Source organism: Shewanella cutis, assembly GCF_022410515.1.
GTDB classification, from domain to species: Bacteria; Pseudomonadota; Gammaproteobacteria; order Enterobacterales; family Shewanellaceae; genus Shewanella; species Shewanella cutis.
The window spans coordinates 81949-103428 of sequence record NZ_JACSDI010000012.1 but is presented as its reverse complement, the minus strand read 5'-3'; the positions used below and the strand labels follow the sequence as shown (position 1 = coordinate 103428).

Annotated in this window: 19 protein-coding genes; 9 read left to right on the top strand and 10 right to left on the bottom strand. The window is 46.4% G+C overall.

Annotated elements, in window-relative coordinates; genetic code table 11:
• Positions 1-12: 12 nt before the first annotated feature.
• Positions 13-1344: a short-chain fatty acid transporter gene (locus H9J30_RS15425; protein ID WP_240131790.1), complete on the bottom strand. Its 1332-nt coding sequence runs from the start codon at positions 1342-1344 to the stop codon at positions 13-15.
• 221 nt (positions 1345-1565) lie between these two features.
• Between H9J30_RS15425 and bamJ the strand changes: the two genes are divergently transcribed.
• Entirely contained in the window at positions 1566-2036 is a 471-nt protein-coding gene (bamJ, locus tag H9J30_RS15420) for a BamJ family beta-barrel-assembly machinery protein (protein ID WP_240131789.1), read from the top strand.
• Between the two features lie 60 nt (positions 2037-2096).
• Here bamJ and H9J30_RS15415 read toward each other — a convergent pair whose 3' ends face one another.
• The gene (locus tag H9J30_RS15415) at positions 2097-2891 is read right to left on the bottom strand and encodes an ROK family protein (RefSeq protein ID WP_011071596.1); all 795 of its coding nucleotides are present in this window, start codon (positions 2889-2891) and stop codon (positions 2097-2099) included.
• 360 nt (positions 2892-3251) lie between these two features.
• Here H9J30_RS15415 and H9J30_RS15410 point away from each other — a divergent pair, with 360 nt between their 5' ends.
• Positions 3252-5057: an aminopeptidase P family protein gene (locus H9J30_RS15410; RefSeq protein ID WP_240131788.1), complete on the top strand. Its 1806-nt coding sequence runs from the start codon at positions 3252-3254 to the stop codon at positions 5055-5057.
• Between the two features lie 76 nt (positions 5058-5133).
• Here H9J30_RS15410 and H9J30_RS15405 read toward each other — a convergent pair whose 3' ends face one another.
• On the bottom strand, positions 5134-6381 hold the full coding sequence (locus H9J30_RS15405) for an HD-GYP domain-containing protein (protein ID WP_240131787.1): 1248 nt from the start codon (positions 6379-6381) through the stop codon (positions 5134-5136).
• A 497-nt stretch (positions 6382-6878) separates the two neighbouring features.
• Here H9J30_RS15405 and H9J30_RS15400 point away from each other — a divergent pair, with 497 nt between their 5' ends.
• A complete protein-coding gene (locus H9J30_RS15400) occupies positions 6879-8441 on the top strand; it encodes a methyl-accepting chemotaxis protein (protein WP_240131786.1) in 1563 nt (520 codons plus the stop codon).
• A 311-nt stretch (positions 8442-8752) separates the two neighbouring features.
• A complete protein-coding gene (locus H9J30_RS15395) occupies positions 8753-10054 on the top strand; it encodes a DEAD/DEAH box helicase (protein WP_240131785.1) in 1302 nt (433 codons plus the stop codon).
• A gap of 102 nt (positions 10055-10156) precedes the next feature.
• On the opposite strand, the gene H9J30_RS15390 is transcribed toward H9J30_RS15395, so the two are convergent.
• Positions 10157-11062: a hypothetical protein gene (locus H9J30_RS15390; protein WP_240131784.1), complete on the bottom strand. Its 906-nt coding sequence runs from the start codon at positions 11060-11062 to the stop codon at positions 10157-10159.
• 462 nt (positions 11063-11524) lie between these two features.
• Here H9J30_RS15390 and H9J30_RS15385 point away from each other — a divergent pair, with 462 nt between their 5' ends.
• The 3 genes from H9J30_RS15385 to H9J30_RS15375 all read left to right on the top strand — a co-directional run bounded on the left by H9J30_RS15385 (position 11525) and on the right by H9J30_RS15375 (position 13838).
• Positions 11525-12172: a peroxiredoxin-like family protein gene (locus H9J30_RS15385; protein ID WP_240131783.1), complete on the top strand. Its 648-nt coding sequence runs from the start codon at positions 11525-11527 to the stop codon at positions 12170-12172.
• Between the two features lie 131 nt (positions 12173-12303).
• Positions 12304-12939, top strand: coding sequence for a DUF2913 family protein (locus H9J30_RS15380; RefSeq protein ID WP_240131782.1), 636 nt, complete (start codon positions 12304-12306; stop codon positions 12937-12939).
• A gap of 143 nt (positions 12940-13082) precedes the next feature.
• Positions 13083-13838: a substrate-binding periplasmic protein gene (locus H9J30_RS15375; RefSeq protein WP_240131781.1), complete on the top strand. Its 756-nt coding sequence runs from the start codon at positions 13083-13085 to the stop codon at positions 13836-13838.
• Between the two features lie 21 nt (positions 13839-13859).
• On the opposite strand, the gene H9J30_RS15370 is transcribed toward H9J30_RS15375, so the two are convergent.
• A complete protein-coding gene (locus H9J30_RS15370; protein ID WP_240131780.1) occupies positions 13860-14168 on the bottom strand; it encodes a ribbon-helix-helix domain-containing protein in 309 nt (102 codons plus the stop codon).
• 88 nt (positions 14169-14256) lie between these two features.
• Complete coding sequence (locus tag H9J30_RS15365) at positions 14257-14817, bottom strand: DJ-1/PfpI family protein (RefSeq protein ID WP_240131779.1); 561 nt, start codon at positions 14815-14817, stop codon at positions 14257-14259.
• Between the two features lie 216 nt (positions 14818-15033).
• Between H9J30_RS15365 and H9J30_RS15360 the strand changes: the two genes are divergently transcribed.
• Together H9J30_RS15360 and H9J30_RS21650 are read left to right on the top strand one after the other, a co-directional pair.
• Positions 15034-15825 (top strand): IS4 family transposase, encoded by a 792-nt coding sequence (locus H9J30_RS15360; protein ID WP_275679638.1) that lies wholly within the window; start codon positions 15034-15036, stop codon positions 15823-15825.
• A 55-nt stretch (positions 15826-15880) separates the two neighbouring features.
• Positions 15881-16189 carry a transposase gene (locus tag H9J30_RS21650; protein WP_345796063.1) on the top strand — a complete coding sequence of 103 codons (309 nt, stop codon included), beginning with the start codon at positions 15881-15883 and terminating at the stop codon, positions 16187-16189.
• 484 nt (positions 16190-16673) lie between these two features.
• Here H9J30_RS21650 and der read toward each other — a convergent pair whose 3' ends face one another.
• The 4 genes from der to hisS form a co-directional block, all read right to left on the bottom strand.
• Positions 16674-18140, bottom strand: coding sequence for a ribosome biogenesis GTPase Der (gene der / locus H9J30_RS15350; protein ID WP_037420678.1), 1467 nt, complete (start codon positions 18138-18140; stop codon positions 16674-16676).
• A gap of 79 nt (positions 18141-18219) precedes the next feature.
• Positions 18220-19407 carry an outer membrane protein assembly factor BamB gene (bamB, locus tag H9J30_RS15345; RefSeq protein ID WP_240131778.1) on the bottom strand — a complete coding sequence of 396 codons (1188 nt, stop codon included), beginning with the start codon at positions 19405-19407 and terminating at the stop codon, positions 18220-18222.
• 11 nt (positions 19408-19418) lie between these two features.
• Positions 19419-20039, bottom strand: coding sequence for a tetratricopeptide repeat protein (locus H9J30_RS15340; protein ID WP_240131777.1), 621 nt, complete (start codon positions 20037-20039; stop codon positions 19419-19421).
• A gap of 12 nt (positions 20040-20051) precedes the next feature.
• On the bottom strand, positions 20052-21329 hold the full coding sequence (hisS, locus tag H9J30_RS15335; protein ID WP_240131776.1) for a histidine--tRNA ligase: 1278 nt from the start codon (positions 21327-21329) through the stop codon (positions 20052-20054).
• Positions 21330-21480: the final 151 nt, after the last annotated feature.

Sequence of the window (21480 nt, the reverse complement as noted above, 5' to 3'; positions counted from 1 at the left end):
CTATATCAGTACTTAAAACCAGCTTAGGGCAATACTGATAATGATCCCTGTGATAATCAACTGCATTAAACAGAATCCCATGATATCCCGCGCTTTTAATCCGGCAATGGCCAGCACAGGCAACGCCCAAAAAGGCTGAATAAGATTGGTCCACGCATCGCCCCAAGCCACGGCCATGGCAACACGTGCCACATCGGCGCCCAAAGCTTCAGCAGCGGGCAACATAATCGGCGCCTGCACCGCCCATTGTCCGCCGCCCGAAGGCACAAAAATATTCACAATGCCTGCACTGATAAAGCTCCAAAATGGCAGGCTTTCAGCACTGGCAATGGCCACGAATCCTTCGGAGATACTTTGGGCTAATCCCGATTGCATCATCACCGCCATAATGCCCGCGTAGAAAGGAAACTGAATCACAATGCCCGCGCCGCCTTTAATCGCTTCGTTAAGGCTAAGCAGTAAACTGCGTGGCGTTTGATGCAACACTATGGCAAGGAACAAAAATAAAAAGTTAACTAAATTAAGGTTTAAACTGCCGCCCTGCACCGCAAAATAATAACCTAAGTACACCAGCCCTGCACCGCCTACACTCCAGCCCAGTAAACGGCTGTTTTCTAATTTATCCGCGGGACGCATCATCGCGTTTGACGCATGTCCTGTGTTGCTCTCTTCACTGCTCACATCTTCAAGCGCCTTAGGGTCGATATAGATGCTGTCTTTATCCTCTGGCAACATAAAGCGGTTCACCAGCGGCATCACCACAAATAAAATCAACACTAACAGCAAGTTAAAACTTGCAAAAATGGTCTCACTGGTAGGGATAATGCCAATCTGTGCTTCTGCAAAGTGCCCAGCAGTGGCAATGGTTAACGGAATCGAACCCGCAAGACCACCGTGCCAAACCACAAACCCCGAGTACGCACTGGCAACCAACAAACGGTAATCCACTCGTACCTTACGGGCCAACGCTTTGGCAAATAACGCGCCGACTACCAAACCAAAGCCCCAGTTAATCCAACTGGCAGCGAGGGAAACCAATGTCACTAAGATAATCGCCTGCGGAGCAGACTTAGCGAATCCAGCAATCGCATCAAGCAATTTTTTTATCGGTGGCGAGCTGGCGAGCATAAATCCAGCCACCAGCACTAACAGCATCTGCATCGAAAAACTCAGCAGTGCCCAAAAACCATCGCCCCAGTAGCTGATGACGTCCAGGGGTGTTTTTTGCTCGGCCACCACGGCCGATATCATCACGACCAACGTGAGGAGTAAGACAAAAATATAGGGATCGGGTAAATAACGGTCGACCAGCTTGACCAGAGGTTTTGCTGCTTTGGTTAACATAGGACTGTCCTTGTTTATTCTTTTTATCTGTTTTTATTGAGTTTTTGTCGAGTCTAATGCCACAGGTTAAGCGATATCTAAAGCGGGATAAAGCCTTTAGGTGCTTTTAAAGCGTGAGAAAATGTAACGCGAAGCATCCACTGCTGCGAACGAGATCATCGCTAGCCTCGCATGCTAAAAAACTGATAACATGACCAAAATTGACTGAGGTACTCTTTAAAATGAAAATGTTACTTGCCGTTGTTGTGATTGCTGGGGTGATTTTTTACTTCTTTACCTCGATGAACAACCAAAAAGCAGCGCAGGAAAATATCCGTTTAGGTAATGAATTTTTAGCGCAAAACAAAACCAAAGAAGGTGTGGTTACCACAGCTTCAGGTTTGCAATATCAAGTGTTAAATCAAGGCTCTGGCACTATTCATCCTAAGGCGAGCGATACCGTAACTGTGCATTACCATGGCACTTTAATTGATGGCACAGTGTTTGATAGCTCGGTCGAGCGCGGTGAGCCGATAGCCTTCTCGCTGAATCGGGTGATTAAAGGTTGGACCGAAGGGGTGCAACTGATGGTTGAAGGCGACAAGTATCGCTTCTTTATTCCCAGCGATCTTGCCTACGGCAATCGCAGCACGGGTAAAATTGGTGGCGGCTCAGTGCTGATTTTTGATGTGGAACTGTTGAAGATTAATTAATTTTGCATTAAAAACAAAGCCCTGCATTGCAGGGCTTTCGTTTATTTCCATCTCTACTTTTTACAAATCAGCCTTATCCGAAAAATCCCTTGCCAAGATCACTGATAAACCACGGCAAACCAAGGTTTCCATATCATCAACGCGATTAATCTTCATTTCGGCTAATGGCGCACTTAAGGCCATGCGTCTTAAGCTATCCAGACACCCTTTATAGTAGGGCGCACTGTTCATCATGCCGCCTGCTAACCAGATCCGATTGGGATTAAAGAGATTTACTGCCCACGCCAATCCCATACCGAGATAGGTGCCAGAACGGTATAAATCATCGGCAGTGGAAATCTTACGACTACGGATAGAATCACCACTGGCGAGTTGCTCTAAACTAAACTCACCCGACTCAGTCATCACCCGGCAATGCCCTAATTCACCTGCGACCCCAGTTGCACCAGTAAATGCTTTGCCGTTAAACGCAATCGACATACCGATACCGGTGCCACACATGACTAACAACTCACAGGCATATTTTTCGTCACAGGTTGCCTGCATTCCCGCGTCAATATCATTGCAGATAAACTTAAGTTGACCTTGGGTTTTCAAGGTATCAAAACTCAGTCCATTCAGACCAGGCAAGGATTTACAGGATACCAAACGATTCTGTTGTACAAGTCCTGGTACAGCGATCGCTAAATGGTAATGCTGTAAATCATAATCCCGTTCTAGTGCCGCGATTTGATTATTTAAGTCTTCAATTTTAAAGCCTTCACCCGTGGGGATTTTATATTGTTCTGTATGCCCCTTGAGTTGAAGTTCGAACAGGGCTTTGCTACCGCCCACGTCTATTGTTAATGTTTGCATCGCCAACTCCACTGATACATGTGCTCCCCTCTGACCCCGAGCGGAGATGGCGAATGTTAGCATAATGGGCCAATATTGGCGATTGAATAAAAGTTAAGTATCTAATTTGTAAGAATTAGTAACGACTTTTGAGTGATAAAGCTAACAGTTCAATTTAATTGTTTGCGAAAGATCACAGCCATTTTGCTCACAAAATGTCGGCTAAAACACAAAATTGTATACAAAATCCTTTATTCCATATCTTGCATCTTAGTTGCTGAGCTTGCGATAATCGCCGTCAATTTGCATCCTTTTTGCCAGCATTACCCATGATAATTTGGCAGCCTACCTCTGTAGTCAATGCCATCATTTGGAGCCCCTATGTCGTTACCATCGTCGTCACACAATAAGATTGCCAACCGTCTTGCCGCTATTCGTAGTGAGCTAGCAAACGCCAACCTAGATGCCTTTATCATCCCCCGCGCTGATGAATATTTAGGGGAATATGTGCCAGAACACAACGAGCGTCTTTACTGGGCGACGGATTTTACGGGTTCGGCGGGCATGGCGATTGTCCTAAAAGACAAAGCCGCCATTTTTACCGATGGTCGTTATACGGTACAAGTGCGTTTACAAGTCGATGCTAACCTTTTTAGCTATGAAAGCCTGACCGACACGCCGCAAGTCGAATGGCTATGCGACACGTTACCCGCAGGTGCACGCGTTGGATTTGATGCCCGTTTACACACTTTAGCCTGGTTTGAAAACGCCAAAGCCACACTTGCCAAAGCACAAATAGAGTTAGTGGCCGTAGAGCAAAATCCTATTGATAAGCACTGGCAAAATCGACCTGCGCCGTCGAGCGCAGCTATCACCTTATTTAGTAACGACAGTGCTGGCAAAACCAGCTTGCAAAAGCGTACCGAGATTGGTGCCTTAGTCAAAAAAGCGGGCGCCGATGTCGCGCTGATCGCCGCATTAGATTCCTTCTGCTGGCTGCTCAATATCCGTGGCAATGATGTACCTCGCCTCCCTGTCGTGCTCGGCTGCGCCCTGCTTCATGCCAATGGTGATATGCAACTGTTTACCGATTTAAGCAAACTCCCTGAAGGCATTGAGGAACACGTTGGAGCGGGTGTGAGCTTTAACAGCGAAGCTGCCCTTGCAGATACCTTGGCAAGTTTGCAGGGCGTGAAACTGCTGGCCGATCCCAACTCTGCTAACGCTTGGGCGCAAAATCTCGCCCGCGATGCAGGCGCCAAATTGATTGCCGGTATCGACCCCGTCTCTCTGCCTAAAGCCCAAAAAAATGCCGCCGAATTAGCAGGTATGCGTGCCAGCCACATCCGTGATGGTGTTGCGGTCAGTCGTTTTCTTGCTTGGCTCGATGCCGAAGTCGCGGCTAATCGTCTGCACGATGAAGCCACTCTTGCCGACAAGTTAGAAAGTTTCCGCCTCGAAGATCCCAAGTATCGCGAGCCAAGCTTCGACACCATCTCCGCTGCTGGCGCCAATGCGGCCATGTGTCACTATAACCATAACAATGGCACGCCTGCGCTGATGACGATGAACAGCATCTACTTAGTGGATTCTGGTGCTCAGTATATTGATGGCACCACGGACGTAACCCGAACTATCGCCATTGGCGAAGTGAGTGATGAACAGAAAAAGATGGTGACACTGGTACTTAAAGGCCATATCGCCTTGGACCAAGCCCGCTATCCTAAAGGCACGACAGGCCAACAACTCGATGCCTTTGCCCGCCAATATCTGTGGCAACATGGATTTGATTACGACCACGGCACAGGCCATGGCGTCGGCCATTTCCTAAGTGTGCATGAAGGTCCGCAGCGCATCGGTAAAAACCTCAATGCCATCGCCTTAATACCTGGCATGGTGTTATCCAACGAACCCGGTTATTACCGCGCCGACAGCTTCGGCATTCGCTTAGAAAACCTAGTGGTGGTGCAGCATTGTGAAGCATTAAAGGGCGCCGAACGTGAAATGTATGAATTTGATGCCTTAACACTGATCCCAATGGATGCACGCCTTATCGATAAGAGCTTGTTAACCCAAGGCGAAATCGACTGGTTTAATACTTACCATCAGAAAGTGTTTAATACCCTGTCGCCTTTGATGTCTGGCAGTGAACTTGAGTGGCTCACACAGGCGACAAAAGCCATTTAATCACTCATCGTTAAAAACCCAAACCACATAAGCCCAAGACAATCAGTCTTGGGTTTATTGTTTTAGCGTATTGAGGTTACAACGTTTTAGGTTGTGCCACCGTTAACTGAGGATCATCATGTAACGACGCTTTTGACAACACCTCAAACTCAGTATGAATTTGCATAAAACAATCGACTAAGGCTGGGTCAAAATGTTTCGCACGCCCCTCAAGGATCAAGGCGAGTGCTTCTTCATGGCTAAAGGGTCGCTTGTAACAGCGTGGTGACGTTAACGCATCATACACATCAACAAGTGCGACTATCCTTGCCGACAATGGGATATTTTCTTCTTTTAATCCGAGTGGATAACCACTTCCATCCCATTTCTCATGGTGGCCAGAAGCAATGTCCCTCCCCATCGTAATAAACGTACATCGGGGAGCATATTCTAATAAACTGGCTAGCACCTGCCCACCGATCATGGGGTGTGCTTTTATTTGTTCGAACTCTTCGGGTGTTAATCGACCTGGCTTTAGCAAAATCGCATCGGCTATGCCCACTTTGCCGATATCATGCAAAATTGCCGAGAGACTAATGTCTTGAATAAAATCTTCGTCTAACTCTGGTGGTGGATTTTCGGCCAACATACGCTGGGCCGCTAACATTTTAGAGTATTGCCGCATCCTTAATAAATGCGCCCCAGTTTCATTATCACGATACTCGGCAAGCTTTGCTAAGCCGAGCACGGTCGCTTGCCGAGAGGCCAACGTTGAATCAAGAGAAGAGCTTAACTTACCGAGCAGATAAGCCACGGTTAAGGTAACCATCGCATTGGTCACTAAAAAATTGATTGCGACCACAGCCCAAATACCAAGGTGATAACCTTCCGTGACAGGCCAAATCAGCCACTCCAGATGATAAGCCACACCAATCAAAATTAAGCTTATCCCATTAATTACTTGGGCATAGATACTCGCCTTAGCACCTAAAAAAATGCTACTGAGTGGAGGAAAAATAAATAACCAGAAAAACCCAGCCCCAGACGGTCCTATCGCAATAAGAAACCCAACGCCAATGGCGTAGGTAAGCACGCATCCACAGCCCAAACGCATCCGATCTGAAAAATGCGGGTACAACAGCAATAACATTAAAAACAGATACGCGATGGTATCAAAAATCACCATGCCCCATAAATTGGCAACAATACAAAGGTAAACACTGGTGATGTACACAGGCACACAGAGAATGGCAAGAAACCAAAATAACCGCTTAAAAATCAATCTGCGCCAATGGGAAAGACCGGATGTATAACGGGTAAATTCTCTCGGCTCTGCTCTAGCCATAAAAATCCTTTTGCAATCCAATACTACCTTGTAAATGGTCTAAAGCCCTTAATCGTCTTACCTTTAGAACTCTCGAGCTTATCTATCTGAAAACATTTTTGTCTTGCGTAAGCCCAATAAAAACCATGTAAACCCATATGACTTAGCAATATTCCCAATGTGTTAAAAAGCTTAGTAAAAAATTTTAGGGCGCGTTGTGAATCTAGCGTTATTTTTCCTGAAAAAAAATCGCTAACACTAAAGTAGATATCACACTAAATTTGGCAATAGACAGGATAAACACTCGTTTAAACCATAATAAAAAACTAATATTTTTAAAAAGTTAGAAAAATAAAAATGCATTACTTTTCTTATGGGTAACGCTAAAAACCACTCTCCAACACCCACACAAAATGATACCATTGTCACATAACTAGCCGACACCAATGAGAGTCGGCGCAAGCTTTACCATTACATTTACCCTAATTCATAGCATCGGCCCTGAATGGACACACTAAATGAGCCTGAGTAACACTAGCCGCAGTAAAATTACCCACAGCAATGCACAGGAAATCCGCCTAACGCCTCAAGATGAGTTAATTTCCACAACCAATACTCGCGGGATTATTACCTATGTTAACCAACGCTTTGCAGAAGTCTCAGGCTACAGTGCTGACGAATTAATTGGACATCCCCACAACAAAGTACGCCACCCCGATATGCCCAGTGCCGCCTTTAAAGAGATGTGGGAAAAGCTAAAATCGGGCCAATCTTGGCGTGGTATAGTTAAAAATCGCTGTAAAAATGGCGATTTTTATTGGGTCGATGCCTTTGTGTCTCCTATCTTTGAGAATGGCACTATCGTTGGTTACCAGTCGGTGCGTCTGCAGCCACAGGCGGCCTATGTATCTAAAGCCACAGCGATTTACCGCCGGTTATTACACAACAAACCAATCCCCAAACCACTAAGTTTGATGCAAAAACGTGCTGTATCAGCCGTTGTCGCCTCGACAGGATTACTGATTGCGGGTTACTTTTGGGGTTGGGGTGTGATTATCGCAGGCGCGATTTTAATGGGCCTTAACTTAGCCATCTTCTACGATGAGGCCTTTCGTATTCCGGCTAAGTTGATTGATATGCAAACAAAATACGACTCGATTAGTCGCTATATCTACTCGGGAGCAGATACTTCATCGATTCTCGATTTTCAATTAATTTTATTACAAGCCAAGATGAATGGCGTGCTTGGCCGCACTCAAGATCAAGCTAATCAATTGCATGCGATAGCCGATCAACTGGTTGTCACCACAGAACAAACTTATGCCAGCCTAGATCAAGAGAAAAACCAGCTCGAACAACTGGCAAGTGCAATGGAAGAAATGAGTTCGACGATTACCGAAGTCGCTCAAAACACCCAACGAACCTCCACCAGCATTAATACCGCCTATGAGCTCTGCCTAAAGAGCAGCGCGAATATGAAGGCCAATACCCAAAAGGTCGAACTGCTGGCTAAATCCGTCGCCAATGCCGCAAATAATGCCAATCTGCTTAATAAAGAAGCTGAACGGGTTGCCAGTGCCATGGGTGAGATTGATTCGATTGCCGAGCAAACTAACCTGCTTGCCCTCAATGCCGCCATTGAAGCTGCTAGGGCGGGTGAACAAGGACGAGGCTTTGCGGTAGTGGCCGATGAAGTGCGTGCCCTGTCGAGCCGCACTCAATTATCAACCAACAGTATTTCGCAGAGTGTCGACAAAATGTTCAGCATGTTAAATGCGTGGGCAAAGGAAATGGAGCAAAGCCGCCAACATGCAGAGCTCTGCGCTAACGACATTCAAACCTCTGCAGAAAACGTCAACACCATTTACCAAGAAGTCAGCGAGATCCACACCTTTGCTCAGCAAAATGCGGTGGCCGCCGATCAGCAGCGCCAAGTGGTGCATGAAATCACCAACAATATTCATTTCATCACCCAAAGTAGCAGTGAAAACCTCGCGGCAACGCATCAGATTGGCGATGCCGCCAATCACTTAAAACACAGTGCTGAAAAAGCACTTGGCCTACGCCGAGCCTTTGGCTAATCCCACGGCTGCGCCATTGCCTACAAACAATGGCGCGGTATCCTCTATCCACACCACGCCCTAAGTTAATCCGCTGATTATCAGCAAAACAGCAGCAATATCGGCATAAACCGCCAAAGGGTTAAAAAGTACAGGTTTTAACCGAAAATTTTGCTATACTCCGCGCCCGCCATTTTTCTGACCGCTAAGTGTTAGAAAGGCACAAACAAGTGCGTTAACGTTCGCCTGTAGCAGAATACTTTGCGTTAAAAAGTGTCTGCAATAGGGTGAGGCGCTTGAATGATTGAATTAGTGAATGACAGGAATCCAAAATGAGATTTGAATCTTTTAGTTTTTGCCCCGAGATTTTACGCGCTATCTCAGATTGCGGTTATCAAAAAATGACACCTATTCAGCAGCAAGCGATCCCCGCCATCCGCCGCGGCCAAGATGTGCTCGCCAGCGCGCAAACCGGCACGGGTAAAACCGCCGCCTTCGCTCTGCCGATACTGCAGAAGATGGTTGAAAACCCAAGTGAAACCTTAAAATCTAATACTCGGGTACTCATACTCACCCCAACCCGTGAACTTGCAGCCCAAGTAGCAGAAAACGTTGAAGCCTACAGCAAATATTTAAATTTCAGCGTATTAACAATTTACGGCGGCGTAAAAGTTGAGACTCAAGCCCAAAAGTTAAAACGCGGCGCCGATATTATTGTCGCGACCCCAGGCCGTTTACTCGAGCACCTCACCGCCTGTAACTTAAGTCTGTCTAGCGTTGACTTTTTAGTGCTCGATGAAGCCGATCGCATGCTGGATATGGGCTTTAGTGCCGACATCCAAAAAATCCTCCAAGCGGTCAATAAGAAGCGTCAAAACCTACTGTTTTCGGCCACCTTCTCCAGCGCAGTGAAAAAACTGGCCAACGAAATGATGGCCAAACCCCAAGTGATCAGCGCCGATAAACAAAACACCACCGCCGATACTGTAAGCCAAGTGGTGTATCCAGTAGAGCAGCGTCGTAAACGCGAGCTGTTATCTGAGTTGATTGGTAAAAAGAACTGGCAACAAGTGTTAGTGTTTACCGCAACGCGCGATGCGGCGGATACTCTGGTTAAAGAATTAAACTTAGACGGTATTCCCTCTGAAGTGGTACACGGTGAAAAGGCCCAAGGTAGCCGTCGCCGTGCGCTGCGTGAATTTGTGTCCGGTAAAGTGCGCGTATTAGTCGCGACCGAAGTGGCCGCCCGCGGTTTAGATATTCCCAGCCTTGAGTATGTGGTGAACTTCGACTTACCCTTCCTTGCCGAAGATTATGTTCACCGTATCGGCCGTACAGGTCGTGCAGGTAAAAGTGGCGTGGCAATCTCATTTGTAAGCCGTGAAGAAGAACGCACCCTTGCGGATATTGAAAAACTTATCGGCCAAAAAATTCGCCGCATTACCGTGCCTGGATATGAGGTGGGTAGCCGTGACTTGTTGTTAAAGCAGCTACAAACCCGCCGCAGTTTCGCTAAGAAACAACAGCGACTCGACAATGTCAGCGAGCAAATTATTGCCGAGAAAAGCATGCAGGGCCGCCGCGTTAAAGTGAAAGTAGGCCAAGCACCAAGCAAAGGTAAAAAACTCAAATAATGTCGCGTTGATAACTATCTTAACGCGCTGATTTAATATACTAATAGTAATGTTAAAGCGTCCTTAAACGGACGCTTTTTTATTCCCCCTTTAACACTCACCTTACTCACAGTGCTTTTCAGGCATCATGCTACCGAATAAGGTTTTAAACCTTGTCTCATTGATACTGTTTTCACCGCGCCAACCTGCGAGTGGCAAAATAATATCAGAGCGGACACAGCCGGGATATTTGGTATTACAAATCTCATCAAATGGGGTAAAAGCCTCATAGAGCGGTGCGATATAGGAATTTGGCATCACACCAAGCTCAGCCAGAACCATCAACTGGCCACGAAAACTGTACTTTTCAAATTGAGGCAGGATTTTTGCTTTTTTTACCCTTTGCTCCAACTTACCGGGCGTTTCATCCAAAGGCGCTTGGCGGATAGTGTCGATTAAGGCTGAAAAAATCGCTAAATCATCTGCACTAGGTTTGCGTGGGGGCAGTGTACAAAACTCCTCTAATTCTATGAGGTTACCCACCCAACGTTCGTTCCACACACTGCCCGCATAACAGCTAAAGATTTTGTAACCCTTCTCTAACCAATTAACGTCTTTAATTGAACACACAGGGCAAATCTCACCATGGTTGTTCATCGAGTGTTCCGGCAAGGCTTTGGCAAATAAATAGCTCAGTATCGGCTGCCTACCGCGAGGGAAACTCGAAAAACCACATACATAGGCAGCTAATAGATTCTCCAGCGACAAATTATGCTGTGTGAGTAATGCTTTATAGGCAAGCACGACCTCATCATGGGTGAATCTAACACGCTCGTTGACTGGATATTGACTCTGTTCAATTAGCTTAATTTCAGCAGCAGACAACCCTTGGTAAGAATAAAATGTTGTGCCTGTCTTAACATCAAACACATCGCCATTATCTATTCTTTGTTGGTAGCCATTTTCATCTGTTCGGTATGATTTTTTATAATAGACTTTCTTTAATGCCTTAAATAATCCCTTATCCATTAACCTCTTTCCTATTAGATATGTTCAAATTAACAAGATAAAACCAAACCTTAATAGAGGTCACAATAGTATCACTTCGACAAACACAGGCATAACAGACAGTAAAATTGATCCAATAACGGGCTATCTATTAAGGCGTATTGAGGTTTCGAGCTTAGATTTTTCGTTTTGCCATATCGAGCCAGCGAAACAAGGAGTGAGCGGTGGTTATTCCAAGCAAATTAAACGCGGCTCTTTTAAAGGAAAAAGAACAGGCTTGCCAAACGCCTGGTCAGTCAACACTGGAAAAACTACACCAAAAAAATAACAACAAATACTGCAATAAATTTCGCATCTCGCCGTTCTTATTTATGAGTGTACCACCTATGCTCAGTCCCCCAAGTACACAGGCTAATGGCGGTTTACCGTTAATAGGAAAATATTTAATTGAAACAATAACTAATTACGAAGAGAGATGTTCTAATGCAGTCCACACTACCGCGCTTTTTACTGGCAACCACCCTATTACTCAGCAGTTTAACGACCTTAGCCCAACCTATTGCTCAAGATGAATATTCCATTAGCCCGCTGCTAAATGGCGAGCAGATCCCCGCGATCACCTTGCAAGATTTGAATGGCAAAGAGGTCGAATTAACTAAGTTAACTGAGCAAAAACCCACGATTTTCTTCTTTTACCGCGGCGGCTGGTGCCCGTTTTGCAATAACCAAATGGGACAATTAAAGGCGATCGAGCCAAAACTGATTGAAATGGGCTTTCAGTTAGTAGGAATTTCTCCGGATACGCCCGCGCAGCTTAAGGCGTCTGCGGCCAAAAACGAGCTGAAATACTTATTACTTTCAGATGAAAAAATGCTTGCATCTCAAGCCTTTGGAATTGCATTTTACACCAGCAAACAAGTCACTGAGTCCTACACCAATCGTTTACAACTGGAGAATCCTCTTTGGACAACGCCCGAAGGCGATAAACGGTTAGTTCTGCCAGTGCCTGCTATTTATATTGCTGATAAAAAAGGATTAATTCACTTTCAATATTTGAACCCTAACTACAAGGTCAGGCCCGCGCCTAAATTGATTTTAACCGCAGCAAGCCTAGTAGGCTCGCCAGAATAAACCACAATACGGCATCGCAGTTGGTAAGAATCGTTATCGATTTAGCGGCTGCTTTGCTAAACTACTTCCGCCGCAATGAACATCGCCCAAGTTTTATCAGATCAATCCCTTTAGCCCGCGGCGGAGCCACAATGAATTCTCAAACCTATAATCAAGCCATACTCGAACTCGCGCTAGCAGGGCTTGCCGATTTAACAACCTCAGCTCAAGCCAAAAAAGCTCAACGCACTCCCGCACAGGAAAGCCATTTTTTATGCAACTGGATGGTTGAAGCGCTAAAAGAAAAACGCTTTTCTAAACTGGTTGCGGATGATCTGACCACGTGGATCCGTATGGCCCGTAGCCAAGGGGCTGGCGCTGAACTTAAGCGGTTATTGGAGAGAATCGTTTATCAATATCAAACTGCTGAGAATTCACCACTCGAATTAGGCACAGCCTTAAATGCCATGATTACCGAGTTAACTGAGTGCGAGTGGTTAGTGTTTACCGATACTGAAATTAACACAAAACTGAAGTTAGATGGCGATGGCCAATCTAGTTTAGTCATTGATGTAAAAGAATTTACCCAGCATATTCAAGATAATAAGTTGATCAACCCCATCAACTTATATGTCCGTGCCGATGAGCAGTTATTCACCAGAATTGCCCTTTCCCATGGATTGCTTGTCAGCCAAGGTAATAAGAAAACAAGCCTCATCAAACACCATAAAACCTATCAGATTTATCCACGGAATCAGCTTCCAGCCCTATGTCTGCTATTGGCTTAAAGTGTAATAGCAAAAAGCGTAAAACAGTTTGAATATGTAGATGTGGCTTATTTTGACCCAATCAACATTTGTTCATCCAGTTTCGGAAAAATGACCATCGGATAGACTTTGGCTAACGCAGAGACAACTAGGATAAAGGCAATATGATTAAGCAATGTTGGCAGTATAAACACTTAGTTCGATTTGCCTTGTTCGCCCTTTGTTTAACTTCGCAGCAAAGCACCTTTGCAGAACCTCTCAAATACAATATCACTGGGTCCTATTCTTGGTATCCCTATTTTATCGGTAATCAAGCTGAGGATCCGGGGATAATCACTGAGCTTATCCCGATGATTTTAGATATGGCTGAAATCAAAGCTGAAATTCTCACCCTGTCGCCAAAACGCACCAATCATGCGCTAGAAACAGGGTTATTGGATTTTGACATCGTCAGTCCGAGCTGGTTTGAAAAACAGGATTTAGGGCCACTGTTTGTTAAATCGGCCCCAATAATGCAAATCACTGAATATGTGGTCACATTGCCAGAGAATGCCAGTAAATATAACGAGATAAGCCAGATAAAAGGCAAAGAAATAGGTACAGTACGCGGTTATTTATATCATGACGATCAGGATTTTATCCGTGCAGACTTTACCTCAGAGCAAGAACTGATCAAAGCCTTAGATAAACACAGAGTCGATGCCATTATTGCCGGTAATTACCCCGCATTGTATTGGTCTACTCAGCTGCGGATCCCCGTTGTGCTGGCAGCAGTGCATTCCGATGGCGAACTGGTAATAAGGCTGCGTAAGGAGCATGCCAACTTGCTTCCCGCGCTCAACCAAGCGATAGCCCAACTAAAAGCCAATGGCAAAGTGGAGCAAATCATCCAAAAATATACACAAAGCTTGGCGAGCTAAGCGTATTTGCAGGTCATAGCTTTACGATGATTTAGCGTTTAATGCCATCTTAGGTTTAAGCACCAAGCGCTGGCCTTGATTGAGATGGGTTGTGCAGGCAACCCGCAGTAAAGAGGCAAAATTGGCCACCTCTCCTTGGCGCGCTAACACCTCGCGGTAAATTCGGGTTAAAAATACCGCCACACTGAGCTCTGCATCCTCGGCAATCTCTTCAATAATCTGCCAAAAAATCGCCTCGAGGCGCACGCTCGTCACCACACCATCGATCCTAATAGAGCGGGTTTTGAGCTCAAACAGTTCAGGTTCAGCACCGGAATAAATTTCACACACAATATCACTCCCCTAGCACAACTTAAGTGTTAAACCACTTAAGCCCGACCCGAACTGTTATGCCATAAATTACGCTGGATGAGTATCGTTAATTCAATAACTTGTTAAACTGCGCCAACCATGCAGGATGCGCTGGCCATGCGGGTGCGGTAACTAATTTGCCATCGGTAATCGCCGCAGTGACTTCAATATCACAATACTCGGCTCCAGCTTGTTTCACTTCAGGCGCACAGGCTGGATAAGCTGACACTTTTTTACCTCGAATAACATCGGCCGCCGTCAGTAACTGTGCTCCATGGCAAATAGCCGCAATTGGTTTATCCTGCGCCGAAAAATCTGCAACAAGGGCAATCACGGCAGGATTTAGGCGTAAATACTCAGGCGCCCTACCACCGGGAAGCAACAGTGCATCAAAATCACTCGCGTTAGCGCCTGCAAAATTGCCATTAAGCGCAAACAAGTGGCCCGGTTTTTCGGTATAGGTTTGGTCGCCTTCAAAGTCATGAATTGCCGTTTTAATAGTTTGTCCCGCCACTTTATCGGGGCAAACGACAGTGACACAGTGCCCCACCATTTGTAAGGCTTGAAACGGCACCATTAACTCATAATCTTCAACAAAATCACCGGCGATGATTAAAATATTGGCCATGAAAAACTCCTTTTACTCAGTAAGGGAAAACACTACAGCGGATTTCACTCTACTCCGGCCATTAAATTTAGGGTAACAGTGGAATACTACACAGCAGCATGACGGTTTATGGCACAAAAAACCGCCCTAAGGTTAACACCGATCAGTTAAGCAACTTTCTATGCTGATCGGTTGAGTCAGAATGCCCTCATCACCGTCCGGTCATGAAGGTATTTTTTGCTGCAACATTGGTTACTTGATACGGATTCATTCGCAGTCCCCGAATCACTCTGTACGTTTCAGCAATCCATTCCGCTGGAATGGGTTCAGCAAGCGTTTGAACTGACAAATAAATCCAGCATTCGCCGACGTAAATTGCCTGCCAAACTCGTTGTTTGGCTGGTCGTCGCGATGGGACTGTTTCGCGACCGCTCGATTGCTGAAGTTGTCTCTAAACTGGATTTGAGTGTGCAAAACGCCGCAGGTGATACCGTCGCACCGAGTGCAATTTCGCAGGCACGCCAACGACTGACGTATGAACCGTTGGCAAAACTCTTTGGCATTACCGCTCAGCATTGGGCTTTGCAGGAAGACAGTCATGATACTTGGCATGGTCTTAACCTTTTCTCCGTTGATGGTACCCTGTTCAGAACCGCCGATACCGATGAGCTGGCAACACATTTCGGCAGGATAAAACATAGCGCAACACGCAGCACTGTGTATCCAGTTGCCCGCTTGTGTGCACTGAGTTCCCTGCGAAGTCGCTTAATCCCCGATGTAGTCTTTGGTCCAAGCACAGAGGGTGAAGTGACCTATGCAAAACAGTTAGTCGGCAAAGTCCCCAACCATTCACTGACCATCTTTGACCGCTGTTATTTAAGTGCCGAGTTGCTGGTTAACTGGCAACGGGCGCAGAGTGGCAGCCACTGGATGGTGCCGTTGAAAAGCAACACGAAGTACAACATCCTTCATCGCTATAGCGACCATGATTTTTTTAGTGGAAATGGCTGTATCTGCGCATGTCCATAAGCTTGTCCCAAGCCTGCCAGAGCATTGAACCGCACGGTTAGTTCTTTACCCGCCAGTGACTAGCAAGCGTCATATCCAAGGCGTGCTGAGTTCACTGACAGATACGAGTGTTTATCCTGCTCAAGATATTCTGGATGTGTATTTTGAACGCTGGGAAATCGAGAACAGCTACGCCGAACTCAAGCACCAGATGCTCGAAGATAGTATTTTACTGCGAAGTCAATCTGTGGATGGTGTGTACCAGGAAATCTGGGGCGTGTTGCTGGCATATAATACCAATCACATTAAATATCTAATCAGTTCAGAGCCTCACAGGCATCTCAATCCAAGGCGCATTGACGAAGAAATGGTTATTCCCTTTTAAGTCAATTTAACACGGGAGTGAGATGCCTGTGAGGCTCCCGAAGGGCGGGGTTGAACGGGCTTTATACTGCGTTTAAGGCTTTCGACAGAGCGCCACTATGCCTTCAAGCCTTCGCCTTGTCTAAAGCCCGTTTAACTCCCGCTGAATGAACAGATATTTAATACGATTGGTATAATCTGGTTCGCGTTGAAATCAGTCGAATCGCGACAGAAGCGAAGGTATCGCCACTTCGCATCAGTTTTGTGATGGCGTTACGCGATATTCAGGACGAAATTTTATGGTGTGCTATCGCAGCCCCGGGTTCTATTCCAACCAAGCTGAAGGTCATGCGGGAACGAGTCAAACGTTACATTCTGCCTGAAAAAAGAAAACGGCCCAAAGAAAGGACCGTTCGTTCAAAACATTCTTAAGTGAATGGTGTTAACCCTAGGGTTCCTTTTCTATTGATTCACTTAAATAAATGACTCGGTTTTTCGCTTGAGTCTTATTTGGCCTTGCGGTCTTTAATATGACTCAGGGCGCGTTTACGGCGACGCTCTTGACTCATAGTCAGCTTTTCAACTTTGTTTTCAAACGGGTTATCACCCTCTTGGAAACGCAGTTGGATTGGCGTACCGACCACTTTTAATGAACGGCGGAAGTAGTTCATCATGTAGCGCTTGTAAGAATCCGGTAGCTTACTGACTTGGTTACCGTGAATAACCACAATTGGTGGGTTATAACCACCGGCGTGGGCGTATTTCAGTTTCACGCGGCGACCGTTCACCAATGGCGGCTGATGGTCATCCTGCGACATTTGCATGATGCGGGTCAGCATTGAGGTACTTACGCGGCGAGTCGCGCTGTCGTAAGCTTCTTCAATCGACTCAAACAGATGGCCAACACCCGTGCCATGCAGCGCCGAAATAAAATGAATACGAGCAAAGTCGATAAAGCCTAAACGGCGGTCAAGTTCACTCTTAACGCGGTCTTTAATGCCCTGGTCGATACCATCCCACTTGTTAACGGCAATCACTAACGCGCGGCCTGCGTTTAGGGCAAACCCTAATAGGCCAAGATCTTGCTCGGCAACGCCTTCACGGGCGTCGATGATAAGCAACACCACGTTAGCATCTTCAACCGCTTTGAGGGTTTTAATCACCGAGAACTTTTCGATCACTTCATGGACTTTACTGCGGCGGCGAACCCCAGCAGTATCAATAATCACATATTCGCGACCATCGCGTTCCATCGGAATATAAATACTGTCGCGGGTTGTGCCAGGCTCGTCGTAAACCACCACACGCTCTTCACCTAAGATACGGTTGGTCAGGGTCGATTTACCTACGTTAGGTTTACCAATGATGGCGAGTTTGATCGGTAAGTCCTGCAGACGTTTTTGCTCGGCTTCGGCTTCTTCTTCAGTGTACTGACGCTCATCGACCTCTTCCTCTTCACCTTGGCGCTCAATGCCCATGGCTTCAGCGTAAGGAGTTAAGGCGTACTCAATCATATTGGTTACACCGCGGCCTTGGGCGGCAGCCATTTGATAGACTTCACCTAACCCCAAAGACCAAAATTCGGCACAGGCAGAATCGGCGTCAATACCGTCAATCTTGTTAGCAACCACAAAGGTGGTTTTTTGGCGGCTACGCAGATGCTGGGCGATAGACAAATCCGCCGCGGTTAACCCGGCACGCGCATCGGTCATAAATAACACCACATCGGCTTCTTCGATAGCGGCAAGGGACTGCTCGGCCATCTTAGTTTCGATCCCCTCTTCAGTGCCGTCGATACCGCCGGTATCCACCACGATAAACTCATAGCCGGATAGGAATGCTCGACCATATTTACGGTCACGTGTTAGGCCAGGAAAGTCAGCAACCAGCGCATCACGCGTACGCGTAAGGCGGTTAAATAAGGTGGATTTACCGACGTTCGGCCGACCAACAAGGGCCACTACAGGGATCATGATTTTGCCTCTAAAAAACTTTTCAATAAAAAGCCCCCGGAACACACTTCCAGGGGCTCTACAAGGATAACACTTTTAACTAGGGAAGTGTTACAACAGCCAAGTTTCCGCTGCGACCTTGCACGTAGATTTTATCATCCACCACTAATGGCTGGCTGAATAATCCAGCGCTGTCCACTTGGATGCGACCAACAATGCTACCAGTGCTGCGGTCGATAAAGTGTAGATAACCTTCAAAATCGCCCACGACTAAATAGTCTTTATACACCTCTGGTGAAGTGAGCGTGCGATTAACCAGCTCAGAGTTGCTCCACAGTTCTAAGCCGTTACGTCTATCAACCGAGTAGATACGACTGTGGTCATCAACCAAGAACAAACTTAAACCCGCAGTAGCTAACTCATTGAAGCTTGAATACTTACGTGACCAAACAACTCGTCCCGAACGTAATTCCATCGAGGCTAAGTTACCGTTATAGCTGACGGCATATAAGTTGTCGCCAAGGATCAGCGGCGTCATATCCACATCAGCCATACGGGTAAACTCACTGCCACCCGTTGGATTATAGATGGCTTGTTCCCATGCAGCTTGACCATTGTTTTTCACTACAACAGCCACTTTGCCATCGGCGGTACCAATAAAGAAACCACCCGCTTCATAGGCTGCTGATCCTGTACCTCGGAGCGTCAGATTAGGTAACTGCATGTCATAGACCCACAGTTTTGCACCTGTATCAACGTTATAGGCTTCAAGTGAACCAGAACTAGTACTCACCACCACAACATCATCAGCCACGGTTGGCTTAGATAATAATTCACCACCCGCAATCACATGCCATAGCACTTGGCCATCTTCGGCATTCAGAGCAGCCAATAGACCACTCTCACCGCCGATAAAGAGTTTATTGCGTGCGGCAGTGATACCCGCCGCTAAGCGTGCGCCTTTGTTTTTGGCTAAGGCATTATCACGAAACTCTTCGCTAAAATCTTTTTTCCAAACCTGTTCACCCGTGGCTTCGTCAAAGGCCACGACTTCACCATAACGGTCGGCTGCAAAAATTTTACCGTAACGAACTGCAGGGGTAAGGCGAGAATAGTAATCACCGACACCGTCACCTACAGAGGCGCTCCAACTTACTTCAGGAAACACTGTCGCCTGAATCGCAGTTAACTCACTTACCGGTTCTTCTTCCACATCGCTAGAAGAACAGGCGGATAACATAGCTAGGCTTAACCCAGCGGCTAGCAGGTTCTTGCACCAAGACTTCATCAAGGGATCCCTTATGCTTGATTTAGGTTATCAAGTTTGATTTTAAGTGCAGGGCTAGTGACAACACCACCGTTATCCATTGCAGCTTGATAAGCTGTTTTAGCTTTATCAGCTTGGCCTTGACGTACAAAGAAGTCGCCTTTGAGTTCTTCACGTTGTGCTAAAAAGGCTTTATCAGTCACTTGCTCTAGTGTGGCTAACGCAGTGTCAACTTGACCTTGTTCAGCCTGAATACGCGCCAAACGCAGCGTTGCAATGGTGTCTAATCCGGCGCCTGGCTTAGCGGCAATCACTTTCTTTAACGCTTCTTCCGCTTTAGGGAAATCTTTCGCTTCCACCGCGGTTTTCGCAACGATCAAGTCCAGCAGCGCTTGATAGCCCTTTTGGTCGTAATTTTTCGAAAACTCAGCCACACCCGCGAGCATGGCAGCTTCATCGCTTGATTTGGTGGTTAATGCTTGGAACGCCTGTGAAGCTTCTTCAGCCTTCTCGATTTTCATGTCGGAATAAGTGTTCCAACCGTACAGGCCGCCTAAACCAACAACCGCACCGATCCCAATCGAGATCCCATAGTCTTTCCAGAACTGCTTGATAGCATCAACTTGTTGTTCTTCTGTGCTATAAATTTCCACGCGCACGTCCCCTTATTTGCTAAGTTCAGCTAAAAATGCGCTTAATGCATTTCGAGCGACCCGTTGTTGTTCGTTGTCATTGCGTAAGTATTTCACCGTAACCACACCTTCGGCGAGTTCTTCTTCGCCAATCAGTAAGGCTACTTGAGCGCCGCTTTTATCGGCACGCTTCATTTGTTTCTTCAGATTGCCACCACCACAGTGACTCATGACTCGCAGAGTGGGCAATGCAGAGCGCAGTTCTTGAGCCACTTTAATGGCTTCAACTAGGCAGTTATCCCCCATAGCGGCAACATAAACATCCACTTCTGCTGGGATATCCTGTGTCAGCGCTAAGGTTTCGAGTAGTAGGACGATGCGCTCTAATCCCATAGCAAAACCCACTGCAGGTGTTTCTTTACCACCCAGCTGCGCGACTAAACCATCATAGCGACCACCCGCAAGCACAGTGCCTTGAGAGCCTAAGCTATTGGTAACCCATTCAAAAACCGTACGATTATAGTAATCCAAACCACGGACTAAGCGAGGGTTAACTCGGTATTGGATGCCAACCGCATCGAGGAGTTCACGCAATTGTGCAAAATGTTGTGAAGATTCTTCGCCTAAGTAATCCATCAGCGCAGGCGCATCGGCTAAGATGCTTTGTACTTGTGGATCTTTCGAGTCCAGTACGCGCAGTGGATTACTGTACATACGGCGCTGGCTATCTTCGTCTAATTTGTCTTTATGTTGTTCTAAGAAGGCAATTAACGCTTCACGGTAAGCGGCGCGCTCGGCAGGATCGCCTAAGGTATTGAGCTCAAGCGTCACATGCTCAGTGATCCCTAGCTTTTCCCAAAGACGGGCGGATAACATCAACACTTCAGCGTCGATATCGGCGCTACCAATACCATAAACTTCCACACCAAATTGATGGAATTGACGGTAACGGCCTTTTTGCGGGCGCTCATGGCGGAACATGGGGCCCATGTACCACAAACGTTGTTCTTGGTTATACAGCAGACCATGCTCATTGCCAGCACGCACGGTTGAAGCAGTACCTTCGGGGCGCAACGTCAGACTATCGCCATTACGGTCTTCGAAGGTATACATTTCTTTTTCAACAATATCAGTCACTTCACCGATAGAGCGTTTAAAAAGATCGGTATTTTCCACTATTGGAGTGCGGATCTCGCTGTAACCGTAAGCAGCAACGCTTGAACGTAATACCGCTTCCACTTTTTGCCATAGAGGACTTTGAGTTGGCAGAATGTCATTCATTCCGCGAATCGCTTGGATCTGTTTTGCCACTGTATCGACTCGTCCGATTTCGCTAAATTAATAAAAAATGTCAGGCATTATAGGCTGTTCAACACAAAACGTAAAATGACCCCGTCGGTTTCGAGGTCTAGCTCAAGCCTTGAGTGTTTTTATAACGCTTAACCTGTAGAGTTACTCGGCT

What these genes read in the sequence shown, in the direction of transcription:
- H9J30_RS15405 (WP_240131787.1), bottom strand. Translation starts at nt 6,381, where the DNA reads ATGGCTAGAGCAGAGCCGAGAGAATTTACCCGTTATACATCCGGTCTT.
- H9J30_RS15390 (WP_240131784.1), bottom strand. Translation starts at nt 11,062, where the DNA reads ATGGATAAGGGATTATTTAAGGCATTAAAGAAAGTCTATTATAAAAAA.
- H9J30_RS15365 (WP_240131779.1), bottom strand. Translation starts at nt 14,817, where the DNA reads ATGGCCAATATTTTAATCATCGCCGGTGATTTTGTTGAAGATTATGAG.
- H9J30_RS15385 (WP_240131783.1), top strand. Translation starts at nt 11,525, where the DNA reads ATGCAGTCCACACTACCGCGCTTTTTACTGGCAACCACCCTATTACTC.
- H9J30_RS15400 (WP_240131786.1), top strand. Translation starts at nt 6,879, where the DNA reads ATGAGCCTGAGTAACACTAGCCGCAGTAAAATTACCCACAGCAATGCA.
- der (WP_037420678.1), bottom strand. Translation starts at nt 18,140, where the DNA reads ATGATCCCTGTAGTGGCCCTTGTTGGTCGGCCGAACGTCGGTAAATCC.
- H9J30_RS15410 (WP_240131788.1), top strand. Translation starts at nt 3,252, where the DNA reads ATGTCGTTACCATCGTCGTCACACAATAAGATTGCCAACCGTCTTGCC.
- H9J30_RS15415 (WP_011071596.1), bottom strand. Translation starts at nt 2,891, where the DNA reads ATGCAAACATTAACAATAGACGTGGGCGGTAGCAAAGCCCTGTTCGAA.
- H9J30_RS15380 (WP_240131782.1), top strand. Translation starts at nt 12,304, where the DNA reads ATGAATTCTCAAACCTATAATCAAGCCATACTCGAACTCGCGCTAGCA.
- bamJ (WP_240131789.1), top strand. Translation starts at nt 1,566, where the DNA reads ATGAAAATGTTACTTGCCGTTGTTGTGATTGCTGGGGTGATTTTTTAC.
- H9J30_RS15425 (WP_240131790.1), bottom strand. Translation starts at nt 1,344, where the DNA reads ATGTTAACCAAAGCAGCAAAACCTCTGGTCAAGCTGGTCGACCGTTAT.
- bamB (WP_240131778.1), bottom strand. Translation starts at nt 19,407, where the DNA reads ATGAAGTCTTGGTGCAAGAACCTGCTAGCCGCTGGGTTAAGCCTAGCT.
- H9J30_RS15375 (WP_240131781.1), top strand. Translation starts at nt 13,083, where the DNA reads ATGATTAAGCAATGTTGGCAGTATAAACACTTAGTTCGATTTGCCTTG.
- H9J30_RS15395 (WP_240131785.1), top strand. Translation starts at nt 8,753, where the DNA reads ATGAGATTTGAATCTTTTAGTTTTTGCCCCGAGATTTTACGCGCTATC.